This window comes from Homoserinimonas sp. A447 (assembly GCF_054489325.1).
This window is the reverse complement of sequence record NZ_JBTMWW010000001.1, coordinates 1,578,803-1,595,498: the sequence shown is the minus strand read 5'-3', so window position 1 is coordinate 1,595,498 and position 16,696 is coordinate 1,578,803. Positions and strand designations below refer to the sequence as shown.

At 66.6% G+C, this 16,696-nt stretch carries 18 protein-coding genes; 12 read left to right on the top strand and 6 right to left on the bottom strand.

Features of this window, described 5'->3' with window-relative positions; all coding sequences use genetic code 11:
• Positions 1-2 precede the first annotated feature (2 nt).
• Genes ACX3O0_RS07790 through ACX3O0_RS07780 form a run of 3 tightly spaced genes read left to right on the top strand, consistent with a single transcriptional unit; the run spans position 3 to position 3,483 of the window.
• Positions 3-884 carry a branched-chain amino acid ABC transporter permease gene (locus ACX3O0_RS07790; RefSeq protein WP_459093564.1) on the top strand — a complete coding sequence of 294 codons (882 nt, stop codon included), beginning with the start codon at positions 3-5 and terminating at the stop codon, positions 882-884.
• Complete coding sequence (locus tag ACX3O0_RS07785) at positions 881-2,776, top strand: branched-chain amino acid ABC transporter ATP-binding protein/permease (RefSeq protein WP_459107352.1); 1,896 nt, start codon at positions 881-883, stop codon at positions 2,774-2,776. Before ACX3O0_RS07790 ends, ACX3O0_RS07785 begins: the two co-directional genes overlap by 4 nt.
• Positions 2,773-3,483, top strand: a complete 711-nt coding sequence (locus tag ACX3O0_RS07780; RefSeq protein ID WP_459107351.1) for an ABC transporter ATP-binding protein — start codon at positions 2,773-2,775, stop codon at positions 3,481-3,483. The genes ACX3O0_RS07785 and ACX3O0_RS07780 overlap by 4 nt, the downstream gene beginning before the upstream one ends.
• On the opposite strand, the gene ACX3O0_RS07775 is transcribed toward ACX3O0_RS07780, so the two are convergent.
• Together ACX3O0_RS07775 and paaI are read right to left on the bottom strand one after the other, a co-directional pair.
• Positions 3,480-4,088, bottom strand: a complete 609-nt coding sequence (locus ACX3O0_RS07775) for a TetR/AcrR family transcriptional regulator (protein WP_459107350.1) — start codon at positions 4,086-4,088, stop codon at positions 3,480-3,482. The two genes, ACX3O0_RS07780 and ACX3O0_RS07775, sit on opposite strands and share 4 nt — an antisense overlap.
• Positions 4,081-4,515, bottom strand: a complete 435-nt coding sequence (paaI, locus tag ACX3O0_RS07770; protein WP_459107349.1) for a hydroxyphenylacetyl-CoA thioesterase PaaI — start codon at positions 4,513-4,515, stop codon at positions 4,081-4,083. The genes ACX3O0_RS07775 and paaI overlap by 8 nt, the downstream gene beginning before the upstream one ends.
• Positions 4,516-4,627: 112 nt before the next feature.
• Between paaI and paaA the strand changes: the two genes are divergently transcribed.
• From paaA to ACX3O0_RS07740, 6 genes are read left to right on the top strand one after another with little or no spacing between them, the layout of a single operon-like run.
• Positions 4,628-5,602, top strand: coding sequence for a 1,2-phenylacetyl-CoA epoxidase subunit PaaA (gene paaA / locus ACX3O0_RS07765; protein WP_459093569.1), 975 nt, complete (start codon positions 4,628-4,630; stop codon positions 5,600-5,602).
• On the top strand, positions 5,599-5,904 hold the full coding sequence (gene paaB / locus ACX3O0_RS07760) for a 1,2-phenylacetyl-CoA epoxidase subunit PaaB (protein WP_459093570.1): 306 nt from the start codon (positions 5,599-5,601) through the stop codon (positions 5,902-5,904). The genes paaA and paaB overlap by 4 nt, the downstream gene beginning before the upstream one ends.
• Positions 5,901-6,716 (top strand): 1,2-phenylacetyl-CoA epoxidase subunit PaaC, encoded by an 816-nt coding sequence (gene paaC / locus ACX3O0_RS07755; RefSeq protein ID WP_459107348.1) that lies wholly within the window; start codon positions 5,901-5,903, stop codon positions 6,714-6,716. Before paaB ends, paaC begins: the two co-directional genes overlap by 4 nt.
• Before the next feature lie 5 nt (positions 6,717-6,721).
• Positions 6,722-7,246 carry a 1,2-phenylacetyl-CoA epoxidase subunit PaaD gene (paaD, locus tag ACX3O0_RS07750; protein ID WP_459093572.1) on the top strand — a complete coding sequence of 175 codons (525 nt, stop codon included), beginning with the start codon at positions 6,722-6,724 and terminating at the stop codon, positions 7,244-7,246.
• On the top strand, positions 7,246-8,370 hold the full coding sequence (gene paaE, locus ACX3O0_RS07745) for a 1,2-phenylacetyl-CoA epoxidase subunit PaaE (protein WP_459107347.1): 1,125 nt from the start codon (positions 7,246-7,248) through the stop codon (positions 8,368-8,370). The genes paaD and paaE overlap by 1 nt, the downstream gene beginning before the upstream one ends.
• Positions 8,371-8,379: 9 nt before the next feature.
• On the top strand, positions 8,380-9,150 hold the full coding sequence (locus tag ACX3O0_RS07740) for an enoyl-CoA hydratase/isomerase family protein (protein WP_459107346.1): 771 nt from the start codon (positions 8,380-8,382) through the stop codon (positions 9,148-9,150).
• A 176-nt stretch (positions 9,151-9,326) separates the two neighbouring features.
• On the opposite strand, the gene ACX3O0_RS07735 is transcribed toward ACX3O0_RS07740, so the two are convergent.
• The 4 genes from ACX3O0_RS07735 to ACX3O0_RS07720 all read right to left on the bottom strand — a co-directional run bounded on the left by ACX3O0_RS07735 (position 9,327) and on the right by ACX3O0_RS07720 (position 13,365).
• A complete protein-coding gene (locus ACX3O0_RS07735; RefSeq protein ID WP_459107345.1) occupies positions 9,327-10,673 on the bottom strand; it encodes a dihydrolipoamide acetyltransferase family protein in 1,347 nt (448 codons plus the stop codon).
• Positions 10,673-11,665 carry an alpha-ketoacid dehydrogenase subunit beta gene (locus ACX3O0_RS07730; protein WP_459093576.1) on the bottom strand — a complete coding sequence of 331 codons (993 nt, stop codon included), beginning with the start codon at positions 11,663-11,665 and terminating at the stop codon, positions 10,673-10,675. The genes ACX3O0_RS07735 and ACX3O0_RS07730 overlap by 1 nt, the downstream gene beginning before the upstream one ends.
• A complete protein-coding gene (locus ACX3O0_RS07725) occupies positions 11,662-12,774 on the bottom strand; it encodes a thiamine pyrophosphate-dependent enzyme (protein ID WP_459107344.1) in 1,113 nt (370 codons plus the stop codon). The genes ACX3O0_RS07730 and ACX3O0_RS07725 overlap by 4 nt, the downstream gene beginning before the upstream one ends.
• A gap of 108 nt (positions 12,775-12,882) precedes the next feature.
• A complete protein-coding gene (locus ACX3O0_RS07720; RefSeq protein WP_459093578.1) occupies positions 12,883-13,365 on the bottom strand; it encodes an Lrp/AsnC family transcriptional regulator in 483 nt (160 codons plus the stop codon).
• A 65-nt stretch (positions 13,366-13,430) separates the two neighbouring features.
• Between ACX3O0_RS07720 and ACX3O0_RS07715 the strand changes: the two genes are divergently transcribed.
• From ACX3O0_RS07715 to ACX3O0_RS07705, 3 genes are all read left to right on the top strand, one after another.
• Positions 13,431-15,218, top strand: a complete 1,788-nt coding sequence (locus ACX3O0_RS07715; RefSeq protein WP_459093579.1) for a proline--tRNA ligase — start codon at positions 13,431-13,433, stop codon at positions 15,216-15,218.
• A gap of 96 nt (positions 15,219-15,314) precedes the next feature.
• Positions 15,315-16,325, top strand: a complete 1,011-nt coding sequence (gene nusA, locus ACX3O0_RS07710; protein ID WP_459107343.1) for a transcription termination factor NusA — start codon at positions 15,315-15,317, stop codon at positions 16,323-16,325.
• Positions 16,326-16,344: 19 nt separating this feature from the next.
• Positions 16,345-16,614 (top strand): YlxR family protein, encoded by a 270-nt coding sequence (locus ACX3O0_RS07705; protein ID WP_459093581.1) that lies wholly within the window; start codon positions 16,345-16,347, stop codon positions 16,612-16,614.
• The last annotated feature ends 82 nt before the right edge of the window (positions 16,615-16,696 follow it).

The following is a 16,696-nucleotide window of genomic DNA, read 5'->3' as shown; positions in this document are numbered from 1 at the left end:
CGGTGCTCACCGACTTCCTGCAGTTGACGGTGGCAGGGCTGTCGCAGGGAACTGTGTACGCCCTGCTCGCGGTCGGCCTTATCGCGGTGTACACCGTGCGCAATGTGATCAACATTGCGCAAGGTGACTACGCAACCCTCGCCGGTTTCGGCGCGATCTGGCTGACCGTCGCAGGCATGCCGTTGCTGCTGTCAATCCTGGTGGCCATCCTGTCGGTCATCCTCGTCTCGATCCTGGTGGAGCGACTGGTGATCGCGCGCGTGAAGAACATGACGGTGCTGGTATCGCTCATCGTCACGCTCGGCGTGTCGATCCTGCTCGAGGCGACGATGCTCGTCATCTGGGGGCCCGAGGCCCGGCGGCTGCCGGCCTTGCCGGGTGAAGACATGCTCATCGGTGGCGTGAGCATCCGTTCCCAGGACCTGTGGATGGTCGGAGCGCTGGTCGTTGTCGGCGGCGGTATCGTGCTCTTCTACGAGAAGTCGCGCTGGGGCAAGGCGCTGCGCGCCTGCGCGGAGCAGCCGGTGGCGGCCCGGATCGTCGGGATCTCGCCGGTGATGGCATCCGTCATCGCGTTTGCCATCGCCGGGCTGGTCGGCGCGGTTGCCGGAGTCGTCTACTCGCCGATCTACCTCACCATCTGGTCTGGTGGCCTGCTGCTGGGGCTCAAGGGCTTCGTGGCCGCCGTGCTTGGCGGGCTGACGTCCTTCCGGGCGGCGATCGTCGGGGCGCTGCTGCTCGGGGTCCTCGAGTCCTACGTGGCGGCATACCTCCACTCCGGCTACCGGGACGCGGTCGCATTCTTCATCCTGATCGCGGTGCTGGTCTTCCGCACCGAAGGTCTCGTGCTGAAGCCGCGCGACCGCCGGAAGGTGGCGTCATGACGGTGGCACCGGGCCTGATTCGCGGGGAAGCGGCGGCAAGCAGCTTCTGGGCGATCAACCGCGGCACCATCATCGGCTGCGGGATCTTCCTCGCGGTGATCATCGCGATTCCGTTCACCGCAAGCACGTCGATGATGAGCATTGCGGTGTTCGCGATGATCTTCGCCCTCCCGGCGATCGGCTTGAACCTGCTGATGGGGCTGGGCGGGCAGGTCAGCCTCGGCCAGGCGGCATTCTTCGCGGTCGGTGGATACACCCACGCGATCCTGTTGACCAAGTTCGACGTGCCAGGGGTCCTTGCCGCGATCGCCGGGATCGTTGCGGCGATGCTCGTGGCACTGCTCGTCGGGCTCCCGCTCATGCGCCTCCGTGGGCACTATCTCGCCCTGGCGACACTCGGCCTCGGCTTCATCGTGACCATCGCGGTGCGCGAGTGGGACTTCACCGGTCGCACCACCGGCATCTATGGCATCCAGCGGCCGGAAATCTTCGGAATCACGATCAGCAACAACGGGTTCTTCTTCTGGTTCGTCGCCCCGTTCGTGATCATCGGCATCATCCTGGCGCTTAACCTCACCCGCAGCCGGGCCGGACGGGCGCTGTCCGCGATCAATGATTCAGAGCTCGCGGCGGAATCACTCGGCGTGAGCACCTATGCGCTCCGGCTCAAGGTGTTCGTCTTGTCCGCCGGATTCGCTGGCATCGGCGGCGTGTTCTACGCCTACCAGGTGGCAATCGTCTCTCCGGAGATCGCCCATTTCGAACTCTCCGTCGAGATGCTGCTGATGGTGGTCATCGGCGGCCTCGGCTCGGTGTGGGGGGCGCTTGCCGGCGCGTTCCTGATCACACTGCTGGGGGACGGCCTGCGCGAACTGATTCCGACCCTCATCCCCGGCGCGACCGGCGAAGTGCAGCTGCTCGGCTACGGCCTCGTGCTGATCCTGGTCATCCTCCTTCTGCCTGGTGGGCTCCACCAGGCGGCAACGACAGTATGGCGGCTGATTCGCAGGCAGCGGCCGGCTGTCGCAGCGGATTCCGGCGCTGAGGGGGAAGACGTTCCCCTTCCGGCGGTGAGCGTGCCCCTCGCTGTCGGTGAACCGATGCTCGAAGTCTCCGGCCTGACCAAGCGCTATGGCGGGGTGGTCGCCCTGGACAACGTCAGCTTCACCGTTCCCGCCGGCAGGATCCTCGGCCTCATCGGACCAAACGGTGCAGGCAAGACGACCTGCTTCAACATCATCTCCGGCGCCCTGGCGCCGACCGAGGGCACCGTTACCTTCCTCGGGAAGCAGATACAGGGGAGAAAGCCGCACGTAGCCGCCGAACATGGGTTGACCCGTACCTTCCAGAACCTGCAGGTGTTCACCTCGACGGATGTCCTGGGCAACGTCTACATGGGCCGGTACCGGAAGGGCCGGTCCGGGATCGTTCGCGGGATGCTGGGTCTGCAGGGAGCGGAACAGAACCGAAACCGTGCCATCGCCCGCGACATCCTGAAATCGATGGAGTTGACGGATGTCGCGGACTTCGCCGCCGTCTCGCTGCCGTTCGGCCGGCAACGGATGATGGAGGTGTGCCGGGCGCTGGCGACCGAGCCTGCCCTGTTGCTCCTGGATGAGCCAATGGCCGGGCTGAGCGGGGCGGAACGGGACGCGCTGGCAGCGCTGCTGAGGCGGTTGCGGGATGCGGGGCTCACCATCGTGCTCGTCGAGCACGATGTGGCGCAGGTCATGTCTCTCGCCGACGAGGTCGCCGTGCTCGATGACGGTGTGCTGATCGCCATGGGCCTGCCCGAAGCTGTGCGAAACGATCCAGCGGTCGTGGTCGCCTACCTCGGCACCGACCGCGATGAAGCCGAGTCCGAACTGATCGAACTGGAGGAGCACTCGTGAGCCTCGTCGTCGCGGGACTCGATGCCGGCTACGGCCAGCTCGAGGTGCTGCACGACGTCTCGCTGGAAGTGGGCGCCGGGGAAATCCTCGCGGTGGTCGGATCGAACGGCGCGGGGAAGAGCACCCTGCTCCGGGCGGTCAGCGGGTTGATCAGGCCGAGCGCCGGGACGGTGACCCTGGACGGGCGGAACATTACTGGGCGTCCCGCCGAGAAGATGGCAGCGCTCGGACTCACCCACGTGCCCGAGAACCGACTCTGCTTCCCCACCCTGTCGGTGCGCGACAACCTCGCGCTTGGAGCGTGGACGAAGAAGGCAAGCGGCAACCTCGACCCGGTGCTGGAACTCTTCCCCCGGCTGAAACCCCGGCTGGGCCAGCTTGCCGGAACGCTGTCGGGCGGGGAGCAGCAGATGGTGGCCATCGGTCGCGGATTGATGGCAGAACCGACCGCCATCCTGCTCGATGAACCGTCGATCGGTCTCGCCCCGAAGATCGTCGCGGAGATCATGGAGGTTCTCGGCCGGCTGCGCACCGAGAACCAGTTGGCCGTGCTGCTGGTCGAACAGAACGTTCGGGCGGCATTCAAGATCGCCGACCGGGCAGTCGTCATGCAGCGCGGGAAGGTGGCGCTGAGCGGCCCTCCGGCCGAACTGGTCGAGCTGCCCGAGGTGCGGAATGCGTACCTGGGCAACCCCGTCGTTTCTTAGGGAGTTCGCAACCCACCGAACGCGACCTTCACCACGTCGTCCGCCAGCTTCTGGGCGGTGAGCGGTCCGGTCGGGTTGAACCATTCGACGATCGAATTGATCATGCCGAACAGCAGCCGGGTGGTGGTCCTGGCGTCGATGTCGCTTCGCAGGGTGCCGTCGCTGCGGGCCTGGTCGACGAGCGCGGACACCGCGCGGTCGAACGCACGGCGACGCTCCAGGGCGGTTCGCTCGATCTCGGTGTTGCCGCGGAGCCGCAGCAGCAGGGTGACGAAAGGGAGCCTTTCGGTGAGCACGGCGACAGCGGAGCGGAGCACGAACTCGAGCCGGGCATCCGCTGCCCCATTCGCCGCCCGATCATCGGCGAGGATCGCCTCCAGGGCGCCTAGAGCCTGCTCGAGAGCAAGCTCCAGCAGGTACTCCTTGCTGGGCACGTGGTGGTAGATGGCCGACTTGGTGATGCCGAGGTTCTCGGCGAGCACGCCCATCGAGGTCGCCTCGTAGCCGTGCCGGTTGAACACCTCGACGGCGACCGTGAGGATCGATTCCTGGTCGTAGCTGGGCCGCGGCGATCTGCTGCGCCTGGCGACCGGTACGTCAACCATTGTCGGTTGCATTGGAGGCGGGTCGCATGGTGCGGCTGTGACCACGAAACTCGGCGACCAGCCCGGTCTCCGAGCGCACGTCAACGTCGTAGATTCCGCTGCGGCCCCGTTTCGACCTCAGCTTGGCTGTCGCGGTGAGCGTCTGGCCGGGGAGGCTCGGAGCGAGGTAGGTGATCTCGGCGCCGGATGACACGGTGACGCTGCCCTCCTCGTTGCAGGCTATGGCGAATGCGGTGTCCGCCAGCGTGAACACCAGGCCGCCGTGCGCGATCCGATGACCGTTCAGCATGTCGTCGCGGACGGTCATGGTCACGACCGCGTGCCCCTCCGCCATCTCGACGACCTCCATGCCCAGCAGCTCGGTGGATGCGCGATCGTCGCGCAGCATGGTGTCTGGTGGGGTGTAATCCGACCGTGTGTCGCTCATCGTTGACCGCCTATCTCTTCGGTGTTAGCCTAAAGCCACCACAAGCCTAAACGAACGGTCGGTCAGTTGCCTAGCATTGATCCGGCCGGGCCACGATCGAAGGTGATTTCCCATGGCGACGGACAACACTGTGACCGCCGAGGTCGACGAAGCGGGCGAGGCCCGGTTCAACGAATTGATTGCGGCCGACAAGCGAGTGGAACCGACCGACTGGATGCCTGACGACTATCGCCGCACCCTGGTGCGTCAGATCTCCCAGCACGCGCACTCCGAGATCATCGGTATGCAGCCGGAGGGCAACTGGATCACCCGTGCCCCGAGCCTGAAGCGCAAAGCCATCCTGATGGCCAAGGTGCAGGATGAGGCCGGCCACGGACTCTACCTCTACTCGGCCGCGCAGACCCTCGGCACCCCGCGGGAGCAGATGACCGCCGACCTGATCAGCGGCAAGGCGAAGTACTCCTCGATCTTCAACTACCCGTCCCCGACCTGGGCCGACATGGGCTCCATCGGCTGGCTGGTCGACGGGGCGGCAATCTGCAACCAGGTGCCGCTCTGCCGGGCGTCCTATGGACCATACGGTCGCGCCATGGTGCGCATCTGCAAAGAGGAATCGTTCCACCAGCGCCAGGGATTCGAGATCCTGCTGCACCTGATGCGGGGCACGGATGCCCAGCGCCAGATGGCCCAGGAATCAGTGAACCGCTGGTACGCACCGGCACTGATGATGTTCGGCCCGCCGGATGGCGACTCCCCGAACTCCGCCCAGAGCATGGCCTGGAACATCAAGCGCTTCAGCAACGACGACCTGCGCCAGCGTTTCGTCGACATGCTGGTTCCCCAGGCGGAGGTGCTCGGTGTGACCCTGCCCGACCCCGACCTGAAGTGGAACGAGAAGCGCGGCCACTACGACTACGGCCAGCTCGACTGGGACGAGTTCACCGAGGTGTTGAAGGGCCGCGGGCCGATGAACGCGGTGCGCCTGGAGCGCCGCCGTACCGCCCACGAGGACGGCTCCTGGGTTCGGGAAGCCGCAGCAGCCTATGCGTCGAAAATGGCCGCGCGCACCGAGAGGATCGCCTCATGACCAGCCCCGGCGCATCCGCTGCAGAACAATGGCCCCTCTGGGAAGTGTTCATCCGTTCCTCCCGCGGGCTGTCGCACGTGCACGCCGGCTCCCTGCACGCCCCAGACGCCGAAATGGCGGTGCGCAACGCCCGCGACCTGTACACCCGCCGCAACGAGGGCGTGTCGATCTGGGTGGTCGCGGCCAGCGACATCACGGCGTCAGATCCGGATGCCCGCGGCGCGTTCTTCGAGTCGCCGCAGGGCAAGGACTACCGCCACGCCACCTACTACAAGGAGTCTGAAGGGGTGAAGCACCTGTGAGCGAGACCGCCACCCGCATCACCCCCGGCACCGGGCTGCGGCCGGAAGATGTCATCGAGTCGAGCGAAGTGCCGACGGATGCTGTCGCCCAGTACGCCCTCCGCCTCGGCGACGACGCGCTGATCCTCGCTCAGCGCCTCGGCGGGTGGATCGCCCGCGCGCCCGAACTCGAAGAGGATGTCGCCCTCGGCAACATCGCCCTCGACCAACTCGGGCACGCGCGGTCATTCCTGAGTTACGCCGCGAAAGCCTGGGGCAAGACCGAAGATCATTTGGCCTACTTCCGCGACGAGCACGAGTTCCGCAGTGCCTGGCTGTTCGAGCAGCCGAACGGTGACTTCGCCCGCACCATCGCCCGGAGCTTCGTCGCCTCGTTCTACCAATACGAGCTCTACCGCCGCCTGACGGAGTCGACGGATGCCACGCTCGCCGCCATTGCGGCGAAGGCCGTCAAAGAGGTCGACTACCACCGCGACCACGCCGGGCAGTGGGTCTTGCGCCTGGCGCTCGGCACCGACGAGTCCCGCCGCCGGATGACGGTGGCGCTCGCGGACACCTGGCCGTACGTCGACGAACTGTTCCGCGACGACGCGCTCATCGACGAACTGGCTGGCGTCGCTGTTCGGCCGTCTGAACTGCGCGAAGACTTCGACCGACTCGTCGGCACTGTGCTGACCGAAGCCGACCTGGAGGTCCCGACCGGGTTCGTCGCCCGCGGTGGCGGCCGTATCGGCAACCACACCGAGCACCTCGGGCCGCTGCTGGCGGAGCTGCAGGTGCTGGCCCGCGCGCATCCGGAAGCCACCTGGTGATCGCCATGGACAGCACGCTTGAGAGAACCGCCCGACCCAAGCCCGCCGAGGGTGAGGCTCTCCGGGTATGGGAGATCGCCGCGACGGTTCCCGACCCCGAGGTGCCGGTGCTGACCATCGAAGACCTGGGCGTGCTGCGTTCGGCCGAGGTGGTCGACGGTGTTGCCGAGGTGACGATCACCCCCACCTACTCCGGGTGCCCGGCCATGGACGCCATCCGCGACGACGTGGTGAGCGCCCTGAAGGCCGCCGGCTTCGAGGAGGCTCGGGTACGCATCGTGCTGTCCCCGGCCTGGACCACCGACTGGATGTCAGAAGACGGCAAGCGCAAGCTGGCCGAGTACGGCATCGCCGCGCCGACCGGAAAAGCAGCGCACAGCGGACCGATCAGGGTGCGAATGTCCGTCAAGTGCCCACAGTGCGGGTCCCTCGACACCAGGGAGTTGTCGCGATTCGGCTCCACCTCCTGCAAGGCGCTCTACGCCTGCCAGGCCTGCCAGGAGCCGTTCGACTACTTCAAGGTGATCTGATGACGGATACCCCTGTGCTGGCTAACGATCCCATCCGCACGCGGAAGCGTGCCGAGTTCCACCCGCTGGCGGTCAGCGACGTACGACGGCTGACCGAGGACTCCATCGAGGTCGCGTTCGAGGTTCCGGAGGAGTTGTCCGGCCACTACGACTACCTGCCCGGCCAGTATGTGGCGCTTCGCAAGAAGTTCGACGGACGGGAGCTGAGGCGAAGTTACTCGATCTGCGCCGTTCCGACGGCGGGGGAGATCCGGGTTGCGATCAAGCGGGACCTCGGCGGCGAATTTTCCACCTGGGCGAATGAGTCGCTGAAGCCGGGCGAGGTGCTCGACGTGATGAGCCCGCAGGGTACATTCACCACCGAGCTCGGCACTGGGAAGCACTTCGCCGCGATCGTCGCCGGTTCCGGGATCACCCCGATCATGTCCCTGGCGCGGAGCGCGCTCGCGGCATCCCCGGGAGCCAGGTTCAGCCTGGTCTACTCCAACCGCACGGCTCAGGACGTCATGTTCCTCGAAGAGCTCGCCGACCTGAAGGACCGTTACCCCGACCGGTTCGCCCTGTTCCATGTGCTCACACGCGAGCACCGCAACTCCGAGCTGCTGTCCGGCCGCGTCGACGAGGAGAGGCTTGCGACCTTCCTCGAGCACCTGGTGCGGCCCGCGGATGTGGATGAGTGGTTCATCTGCGGCCCATTCGACCTGGTGCAGCTGGTCCGGGACACCCTCGAGGCAGCGGGCGCACCACGCAGTCAGGTGCACTTCGAGCTCTTCACCACGGATCGCCCCGACCGCCCGTCCGGGTCGCACGGCCGCTCCGCCCCGGTCGATGACGGTGCGGGAGTGCACACCATCACCTTCACGCTCGACGGGCGCACGGCATCCGTCACCACTCCGGTTCACGGTCAGGAGAGCATCCTGAACGCCGCCCTCCGACTGCGGTCCGATGTGCCGTTCGCCTGTGCTGGCGGTGTCTGCGGCACCTGTCGCGCGAAGCTGGTCACCGGTACGGTCGACATGGCGGAGAACTACGCGCTCGAGCCGGAAGAGCTGGAGCGCGGGTACATCCTCACCTGCCAGTCCCACCCCACCAGCGAAACCGTGACCGTGAACTACGACAGCTAGGGAGCCCGCTTGATCGACCTCACCATCACCGACGGCCTGGCCGAGATCACGCTGAACGCCCCGAAGAAGCTCAACTCGCTGGATGCTGACGACCTCGACCAGCTCGGTGCCGCCTATCTTGAGGCAGCGGATGCCGATGTTCGCGCGCTCGTGCTGCGCGGTGAGGGCCGCGCGTTTTGTGCCGGCCGTGACATTTCCCAGGTCGACGCCGCAAACGATGACGGTACGGCGTTCCTGCGCGACATCGTTACCCCGGTGTTGCGCACTATTGCTGCGTTCCCTGCACCAACCTTCGCAGCCGTTCAGGGCGGATGCCTCGGGGTCGGCCTGGGGCTGGCGATCGCCACCGACGTGGTCTACGTGGGGGAGAAGTCGATGTTCGGTTCTCCCTTCGCGTCCCTCGGCGCCGCCCTCGACTCCGGCGGGCATGCGCTGTTCTTCGAGCGGCTCGGTGCCCACCGCGCGCTTGACCTGATTTACACGGGCGAGATGATGAGTGGTGCGGATGCGGTGGACGCTGGGCTCTTCAGCCGCGCGGTTCCGGATGACGAGCTCCTCGAGTTCACGCGGGGGAAGGCGCGGGCAGCAGCATCCGGTGCCACGCAGGCGTTTCTCGCCAGCAAGCGGATGATCGCCCAGTTGCGCGACGAACGGGTCGGTCTCTGGGCATCCGTCGAGGCGGAAAACGCGGCGCAGGGCGATCTCGGTCGCACCTCGGACTACGCGGAGGGCTTCCGTTCGTTCCAGGAGAAGCGCAAGCCGACGTTCATCGGCCGCTGAATCTCGCGTGCCCGTTCTGCTGAGATCCGGAAATTGGCGGCTCCAGAGGGTTGGAAGGGCCAGTTTCCGTATCGGAAGCCGAGCGTTGGCTCCTGGGAAGCCAACTAGGCCACGAAGTGCTCAGTAACGAACTTCAGGGTTCAACTGCTGAAGGCGTCGCGTGACACCTGCGGTGGCTACAGCTCGGCGAGCAGCGAGATCGGGTTCTCGATGCAGCTCGCCACGAAGGTGATGAATTGCGACGGCACGTCGCCGTCGCAGACCCGGTGGTCGAACACGAGTGAGAGCACCACGACCTTGCGCACCACCACCTGCCCGTCGACCACCCAGGGGCGGTCGATGATCCGTCCGATGCCGAGGATGGCGACCTCCGGGTGGTTGATGATCGCGGCCGAACCGTCAACCCCGAACCCGCCGTAGTTGTTGAGCGTGAAGGTTCCGCCACTGAGCTGTGGACCGCTGAACGAACCGGTCTCCGCCGTGGAAACGAGCTCGCCGATACTGTCCCTCAATTGCCGAGTGGTGAGCGAACCGGCGTCGTGCACTACCGGCACCATGAGGCCGCGGGCAGTCTGCGCCGCCAGGCCGAGGTTGATCTGTCCGTGCTGCACGATCTCGCCCGCTTCGGTGTCGACCGAGGAGTTGAGGATCGGGTACTGCTTCAGCCCGGCGACGACGAAGCGGGCGATGAGCGCGTTCAGGCTGAACCGTTCCCCGGTGCTGCGCTGCAGGGCGTCTTTCGCCTCGATCAGCGCGGTGGCGTCCACGTCGAGCCAGATGGTCGCTTCCGGGATCTCCCGCCGCGACGTCGACAACCGCTCCGACACGATCTTCCGCAGGCCGCTGATCGGAATCCTCCGGTCAGCCAGCCCCAGCAGTGGCAGGCCCTGGTCAACGGATGGTGTCGGCACCACAGCAGGCGCGTCACCTTCCGCGATGCGGGCCTCGACATCGGCCCGCATGACCAGCGAGTTCGGGCCGCTGCCGGCGAGGTCACTGGCATTGAAGCCGTGGTCGCGGGCGAGCTTGCGCACCAGCGGGGAGACGACGGGGGAGGGGCCGGAGGTCGCTTGCTCAGTTGTCCCAACGGTTGGGACAGATGTCGGTGCTTCCGATGCCACGGCCGTTCGCGCACCGAACCGCCCCGACCCGGCCTTGCTGGGCCCGCGCTTCCGCGCCTGCGTCCCGTAGCCGATGAGCACCGCGCCGGAGCCTTCTTCCGCAGCATCCGCCACCTCACGCACCGCCGTACCGGGCACGACGTCCGGTGCCCCTGCCTCTTCGGCGTTCCCGGCCATGGTGAGCAGCGGCTGTCCGGCATGCACGGTGGTGCCCGCCTCGGCGTGAAGCGTCTCGACCACGCCGCCGAACGGGCTCGGCAGCTCGACGACCGATTTGGCCGACTCGACCTCGACGACCGGCTGGTCGATGCTGATCGTGTCGCCAGGCGCAACCAGCCAGCTGACGATCTCCGCCTCGGTCAGGCCCTCGCCGAGGTCGGGCAGGATGAACTGCTTGCCCATCACGCCTCCCAGACCCAGGTGTTGAGCGCGTTCAGGATCCGCTCCGGCGTCGGCAGGTAGTACTTCTCCAGCTTCGGCGAGGGGTAGGGGATGTCGAAGCCGGTGATCCGCAGGATCGGCGCCGCCAGGTGGTAGAACTCGCGTTCGGTCACCCGGGCGGCCACCTCGGCGCCGTAGCCGCCGAACTGGGCTGCCTCGTGCAGCACGGCGGCGCGCGACGTCTTGCGAACGGATGCTCCGACCGTCGCGTCATCGAAGGGGGAGAGGCTGCGCAGGTCGACGACCTCGACGGAGAGTCCCTCCTCCTCGGCGAGTTCTGCGGTCTCCAGCGCGGTCTTGACGGTCGGCCCGTAGGCGATCAGCGTGACATCCGTGCCCTCGCGGCGCACCACCGCGGTGTTCATCGGCTCGGTGGTGACCGGCAGCGTCAGTTCCTGCTTCGACCAGTAACGGCTCTTCGGCTCCATGAAGATGACTGGATCGTCGGAGCGGATGGCTTCGCGCAGCATCGAGTAGGCATCAGCCGGATTCGACGGCGTGACGACGGTGAGCCCAGGGGTGTGCGCCCAGTAGGCCTCGGAGGAGTCCGAGTGGTGCTCCACCCCGCCGATGTCGCCGGCACACGGGATGCGGATGACGATGGGCAGCGTGACGCGGCCCCGCGTGCGGTTCCGCATCTTGGCCAGGTGGGAGACGATCTGCTCGAACGCGGGGTAGCTGAAGGCGTCGAACTGCATCTCGACGACCGGGCGCAGGCCGTAGATGGCCATGCCGATCGCGGTTCCGACGATCCCGGATTCCGCCAGCGGCGAGTCCCAGATGCGCTCCTCGCCGAACTGCGCCTGCAGGCCGTCGGTGATGCGGAACACCCCGCCGAGCGGACCGACGTCCTCACCGAAGACGACGACGCTCTCGTCCTCGGCCATGGCGTCGCGCAACGCGGTGTTCAGCGCGGCGGTCATGGTGACGGATGCGGTTGCCTGGGTAGTCATTCGGCGCCCACCTCAGACAGTTCCTGCTCCAGCAGCGCGCGCTGCTCGGCCAGGTTGGAGCGCGGTGCCCCGTAGACGTTGGCGAACAGTTCCATCGGGTCGACGACCGCTTCCACGTTCATGGCGTCGCGGGTGGCGGATGCGAGTTCCTCGCCCTCCGCTGCAATGGAGTCCCGGTCTTCCTGGCAGAGGATCTCTTCGCTCAGCAGGTACTTCTCGAGGCGCTCGATCGGGTCGCGCCCCTTCCAGACGTCGACCTCTTCCTTGCCCCGGTACCGGCTCGGGTCATCCGAGTTGGTGTGTGCTTCGATGCGATAGGTGAGGCATTCGACGATGCTGGGGCCGCCTCCGCTGCGTGCACGCTGCATGGCCGCCGAGACGACGGCGTACACGGCTGCCGCATCGTTGCCGTCGACGTAGTACCCCGGCACGCCGTAGCCGATCGCGCGGTCGGACAGCGCACGAGCCCTGGTCTGCTTGGAAATGGGCACACTGATGGCGAACTGGTTGTTCTGCACCAGGAAGACGACGGGAGCCTGCCAGACGCCGGCGAAGTTGAACGCCTCGTGGGTGTCGCCTTCACTGGTGGCGCCGTCACCGACGAAAGTCAGGGCGGCGACCGGGTCCTTGCGCAGCCTGGCGGCGGTGGCGAGGCCCACCGCGTGCAGGGCCTGAGTCGCCAGCGGGGTGGACTGGGGCATGGTGCGGTGCTCGTGCGGATCGAAGGCGCAGTGCCAGTCGCCGCGGAACGCCTGCAGGATCTCGCCGGGAGCAACCCCGCGCGTCATCACGGCGATGGAGTCGCGGTAGGTGGGGAACAGCCAGTCGGTCTGCTCCATGGCCAGCACGGCACCGATTTCGGATGCCTCCTGGCCGAGCGCCGAAGGATAGGTCGCCAGGCGTCCCTGGCGGGTGAGGGCACTCACCTGAATGTCCCAGCGGCGCGCGATGACCATGCGTCGGTAGAGGTTCATCAGCGCTTGCGGGTCGGGCAGCACGAAGCCGCCGGACTGCGCGGCGGGCGCTGCGTGGCCGGAATCATCGATCAGGCGAAGCGGCTCTGCGCTCGGAAGCGTCACCGAATCCGGGGTCTCTACTTTGAGGCTCATAACCCCATAGTCGGTCGCCGTCACGGCTGGTGCCAACCCGGAAAATCAGGTCAGCACGAGTGGCTCGTTACTTGTACCTAAGTGTGCCATTCGTCCGGATTTCCGGGCCTAAAGCTCCCAACTGTCCGTCGACTGCTCGGGGGCGGTTCCGGCCAGTTCTTCCAGAACGATGTACGACCTGGTCGAGGCAACGCCTGGCATGTTGTGAATGCGACGCAGGATGGTGTCGGACAGTTGTTCCTGGGTGGGGGCGCTCACGGTGAGCAGGATGTCGATGTCGCCGCTGAGCGCCTGTGCCTTCTCCACGAAGGGCAGTGAGGCGAGCGCTGCGGACACGGTCGGCCAGTCGGCGTCCACCTTGACGATGACGATCGCTGAAACGCCGAGGCCCAGCGCCTGCCGGTCGACGGTGGCGGTGAAGCCGGTGATCACGCCGTGCTCGATGAGCGTGTTCAGCCGGGTGTTCACCGCGGTGCGGGAGATGTGCACCCGTTCGGCGAGTGCACGCACCGACAGCCGGGCGTCGCGGCCGAGTTCGGCGATGATCCGCCGGTCGATCGCGTCAACCTCGTGTTTGCGGGTGCGCTCCATGCTCCACAGCGTACCGGCGGCACCGCGCCGGGGCCGCTCGCCTCGCGCCGGTAGAATCACCTGTTGTGACCACTCGCCTTTCGCAACTCTTTGTCCGCACGCTCCGTGACGACCCGGCTGACGCAGAAGTGACCAGCCACCGGCTGCTGGTACGCGCGGGCTACATCCGCCGCCAGGCTCCGGGCATCTTCGCCTGGCTGCCGCTGGGACTCAGGGTGCGCCGCAAGGTTGAGCAGGTCATCCGCGAGGAGATGGCCACTGCTGGTGCACAGGAAGTCCATTTCCCGGCGATGTTGCCCAGGGAGCCCTACGAGCAGACCGGCCGCTGGACCGAATACGGTGACGCGCTGTTCCGCCTCCAGGACCGCCACGGGGCCGACTATCTTCTCGCGCCGACCCACGAGGAAGTGTTCACCCTGCTGGTGAAGGACTTGTACTCCTCATACAAGGACCTGCCGCTGTCGATCTACCAGATCCAGGACAAGTACCGCGATGAGTTTCGTCCTCGCGCCGGACTTCTTCGGGGCCGTGAGTTCTCGATGAAGGACGCATACTCCTTCGACTACACCGACGCCGGCCTGGACGCCAGCTACCAGGCGCAGCGTGATGCCTACGAGCGGATCTTCCAGCGCCTCGGCCTGGAGTACGTCATTGTGAAGGCGGATGCCGGTGCCATGGGTGGCTCGCGCAGCGAGGAGTTCCTGCACCCCACCCCGGTCGGCGAAGACACCTTCGTGCGCACCGCCGGTGGGTACGCTGCCAATGTTGAGGCGTACGTCACGCCGGTGCCGGATGCGCTTCCGATCGACGGGCTGCCCGAGGCGCAGGTCTTCGACTCGCCAAACACTCCGACGATCGACACGCTGGTCGCGCTGGTCAACGCCGAGCATCCGCGCCCGGATCGCGAGTGGACCGCCGCTGACACCCTCAAGAACGTCGTGCTCACCCTGGTGTCGCCCGATGGCACGCGTGAGCTCGTCGTCGTGGGGCTCCCCGGCGACCGTGACGTCGACCTCAAGCGCGCAGAGGCAGCCTTCGGGCCCGCGCAGGTGGAGACCGCGACGGAGGCCGACATCGCCAGGAACCCCGGGCTGGTGAAGGGCTACATCGGGCCGTGGTCGCCGGCGGGCGCAGTGCTCGGAGCGTCCGATGACCGCCCGGCGTCAGCCACCGGCATCCGCTACCTTCTCGATCCCCGCATCGTGGACGGAACCCGGTGGATCACCGGCGCGAACGTCGACCAGAAGCATGTGCTCGGCCTGGTCGTCGGGCGTGACTTCGTCGGCGACGGCGTCGTCGAGGTGTCGGATGTTCGCGCAGGCGACCCGGCGCCCGACGGTTCAGGGCCGCTGGAGACCGCACGAGGCATGGAGATCGGCCACGTCTTCCAGCTGGGACGCAAATATGCGGATGCCCTGGGCCTCAAGGTGCTCGATGAGAACGGCAAGCTGGTCACCGTGACCATGGGGTCGTACGGCATCGGTGTCACCCGCGCAATGGCCGTGATCGCCGAGACCAACAATGACGAGCGCGGGCTCATCTGGCCGCGAAACGTCAGCCCGTTCGACGTGCACGTTGTCGCGGCGACCAAGGAGGAAGTCGTCTACGAGGCGGCCGAGAAGCTGGTCGCCGACCTGGAGGCACGTGGCGCCGACGTGCTGTTCGACGACCGCCGCAAGGTGTCACCGGGTGTGAAGTTCGGCGATGCCGAGCTGATTGGCGTGCCCATCATCGTGATCGTCGGCAAGGGCGCAGCCGACGGCATGGTCGAGCTCTGGGACCGCCGCACCGGTGTGAAGACACCGGTCGCACTCGACGGCCTGGTCGAGGCGTACCTCGCCCTCGACCAGTAGGGCGGTACGCCAGCCCAGCGCGACTCGGGTACCGTAGAAGGACGACTGCGGGAGAAGACTTCCCCGGCGTTCAGACCTGAATAGTGGAGGCCCTCCGTGGACATTGACCTCAGAGTGCTGCGGCTCATGGAGAGCGAGCGCGAGATTCCGTTCGAGGAACTCGTGCAGATCATCGAGCAGGCCATCCTGACGGCCTACCTCAAGCACACCGCCCCTGATGACCACCACAAGCACAGCGCGGATGAAGAACCACAGGCCCGCGTCGTGCTGGACCGCAAGACCGGTCACGTCTCGGTGTTCGTTCCTGAGCTGGATGAGGAGGGCAACGTCGTCGGCGAGTCCGAGGACAGCCCCAGCGACTTCGGCCGTATCGCGGCGTTCGCGGCGAAACAGGTCATCAACCAGCGGCTGCGCGATATAGCGGATGACGCCGTCCTCGGCGAGTTCCGCGGTCGCGAGGGCGACATCGTCGCGGGGCAGATCCAGCAGGGGCCGAACCCGCGGATGATCCACGTCGACCTCGGCTCGGTGGAGGCCATCCTGCCTCCGGAAGAGCAGGTCGCCGGCGAGGAGTACTCCCACGGTTCGCGCATCCGGGTCTACGTGACCGGTGTGAGCAAGGGGGTCAAGGGCCCGCAGATCACAGTGTCACGCACGCATCCGTCACTCGTGCGCAAGCTCTTCGCCCTCGAGGTTCCGGAGATCGCCAGCGGCGCGGTGGAGATCATCTCCCTGGCGCGCGAGGCCGGCCACCGCACCAAGATCGCGGTGCGCGCCAACGAGCCGGGCATCAACGCCAAGGGCGCGTGCATCGGCGAGCTGGGCCAGCGGGTTCGAGCCGTGACGGCGGAACTGAACAACGAGAAGATCGACATCGTCGACTACTCCGAAGACCTCGCGACCTTCGTCGCCAACGCGCTGTCCCCGGCAAAGGTGAGTTCGGCGTTCGTGATCGACCAGTCGACGAAGGCGGTTCGGGCACTGGTGCCCGACTACCAGCTGTCCCTGGCGATCGGCAAGGAGGGCCAGAACGCCCGCCTCGCCGCGAAGCTGACGGGCGCGCGCATAGACATCCAGCCGGACAGCATCCTCGAGGACCCGGCCTAGTCCCAGCTAGGCGTGTAGGATGGTCCCCGTAAGAACCTGCCTTGGCTGCCGACAGCGGGCCGCCGCCTCAACTCTATTGAGGTGTGTGGCGCAAGACGGTGAAGTGGTACCGGATGCTTCCGGAGCCCTTCCTGGTCGAGGTGCGTGGGTGCATCCCACCCTCGAATGCGTTGACAGCTCCATCAGACGCCGAGCCTTCGGGCGGGCGCTGAAAGTCGCCGACTCACTCGACACGCGCAAGCTGAGACTGCACATCGCGTCTCAGGCAGGCAATTCGCCCCACCAATAGCACCACCAGTCGGAGCTCCGTCCGGAGTTCCATGAAGAACAGGCTGATTGACCTATGGACAACTAATGAGCGGCTCGAAATG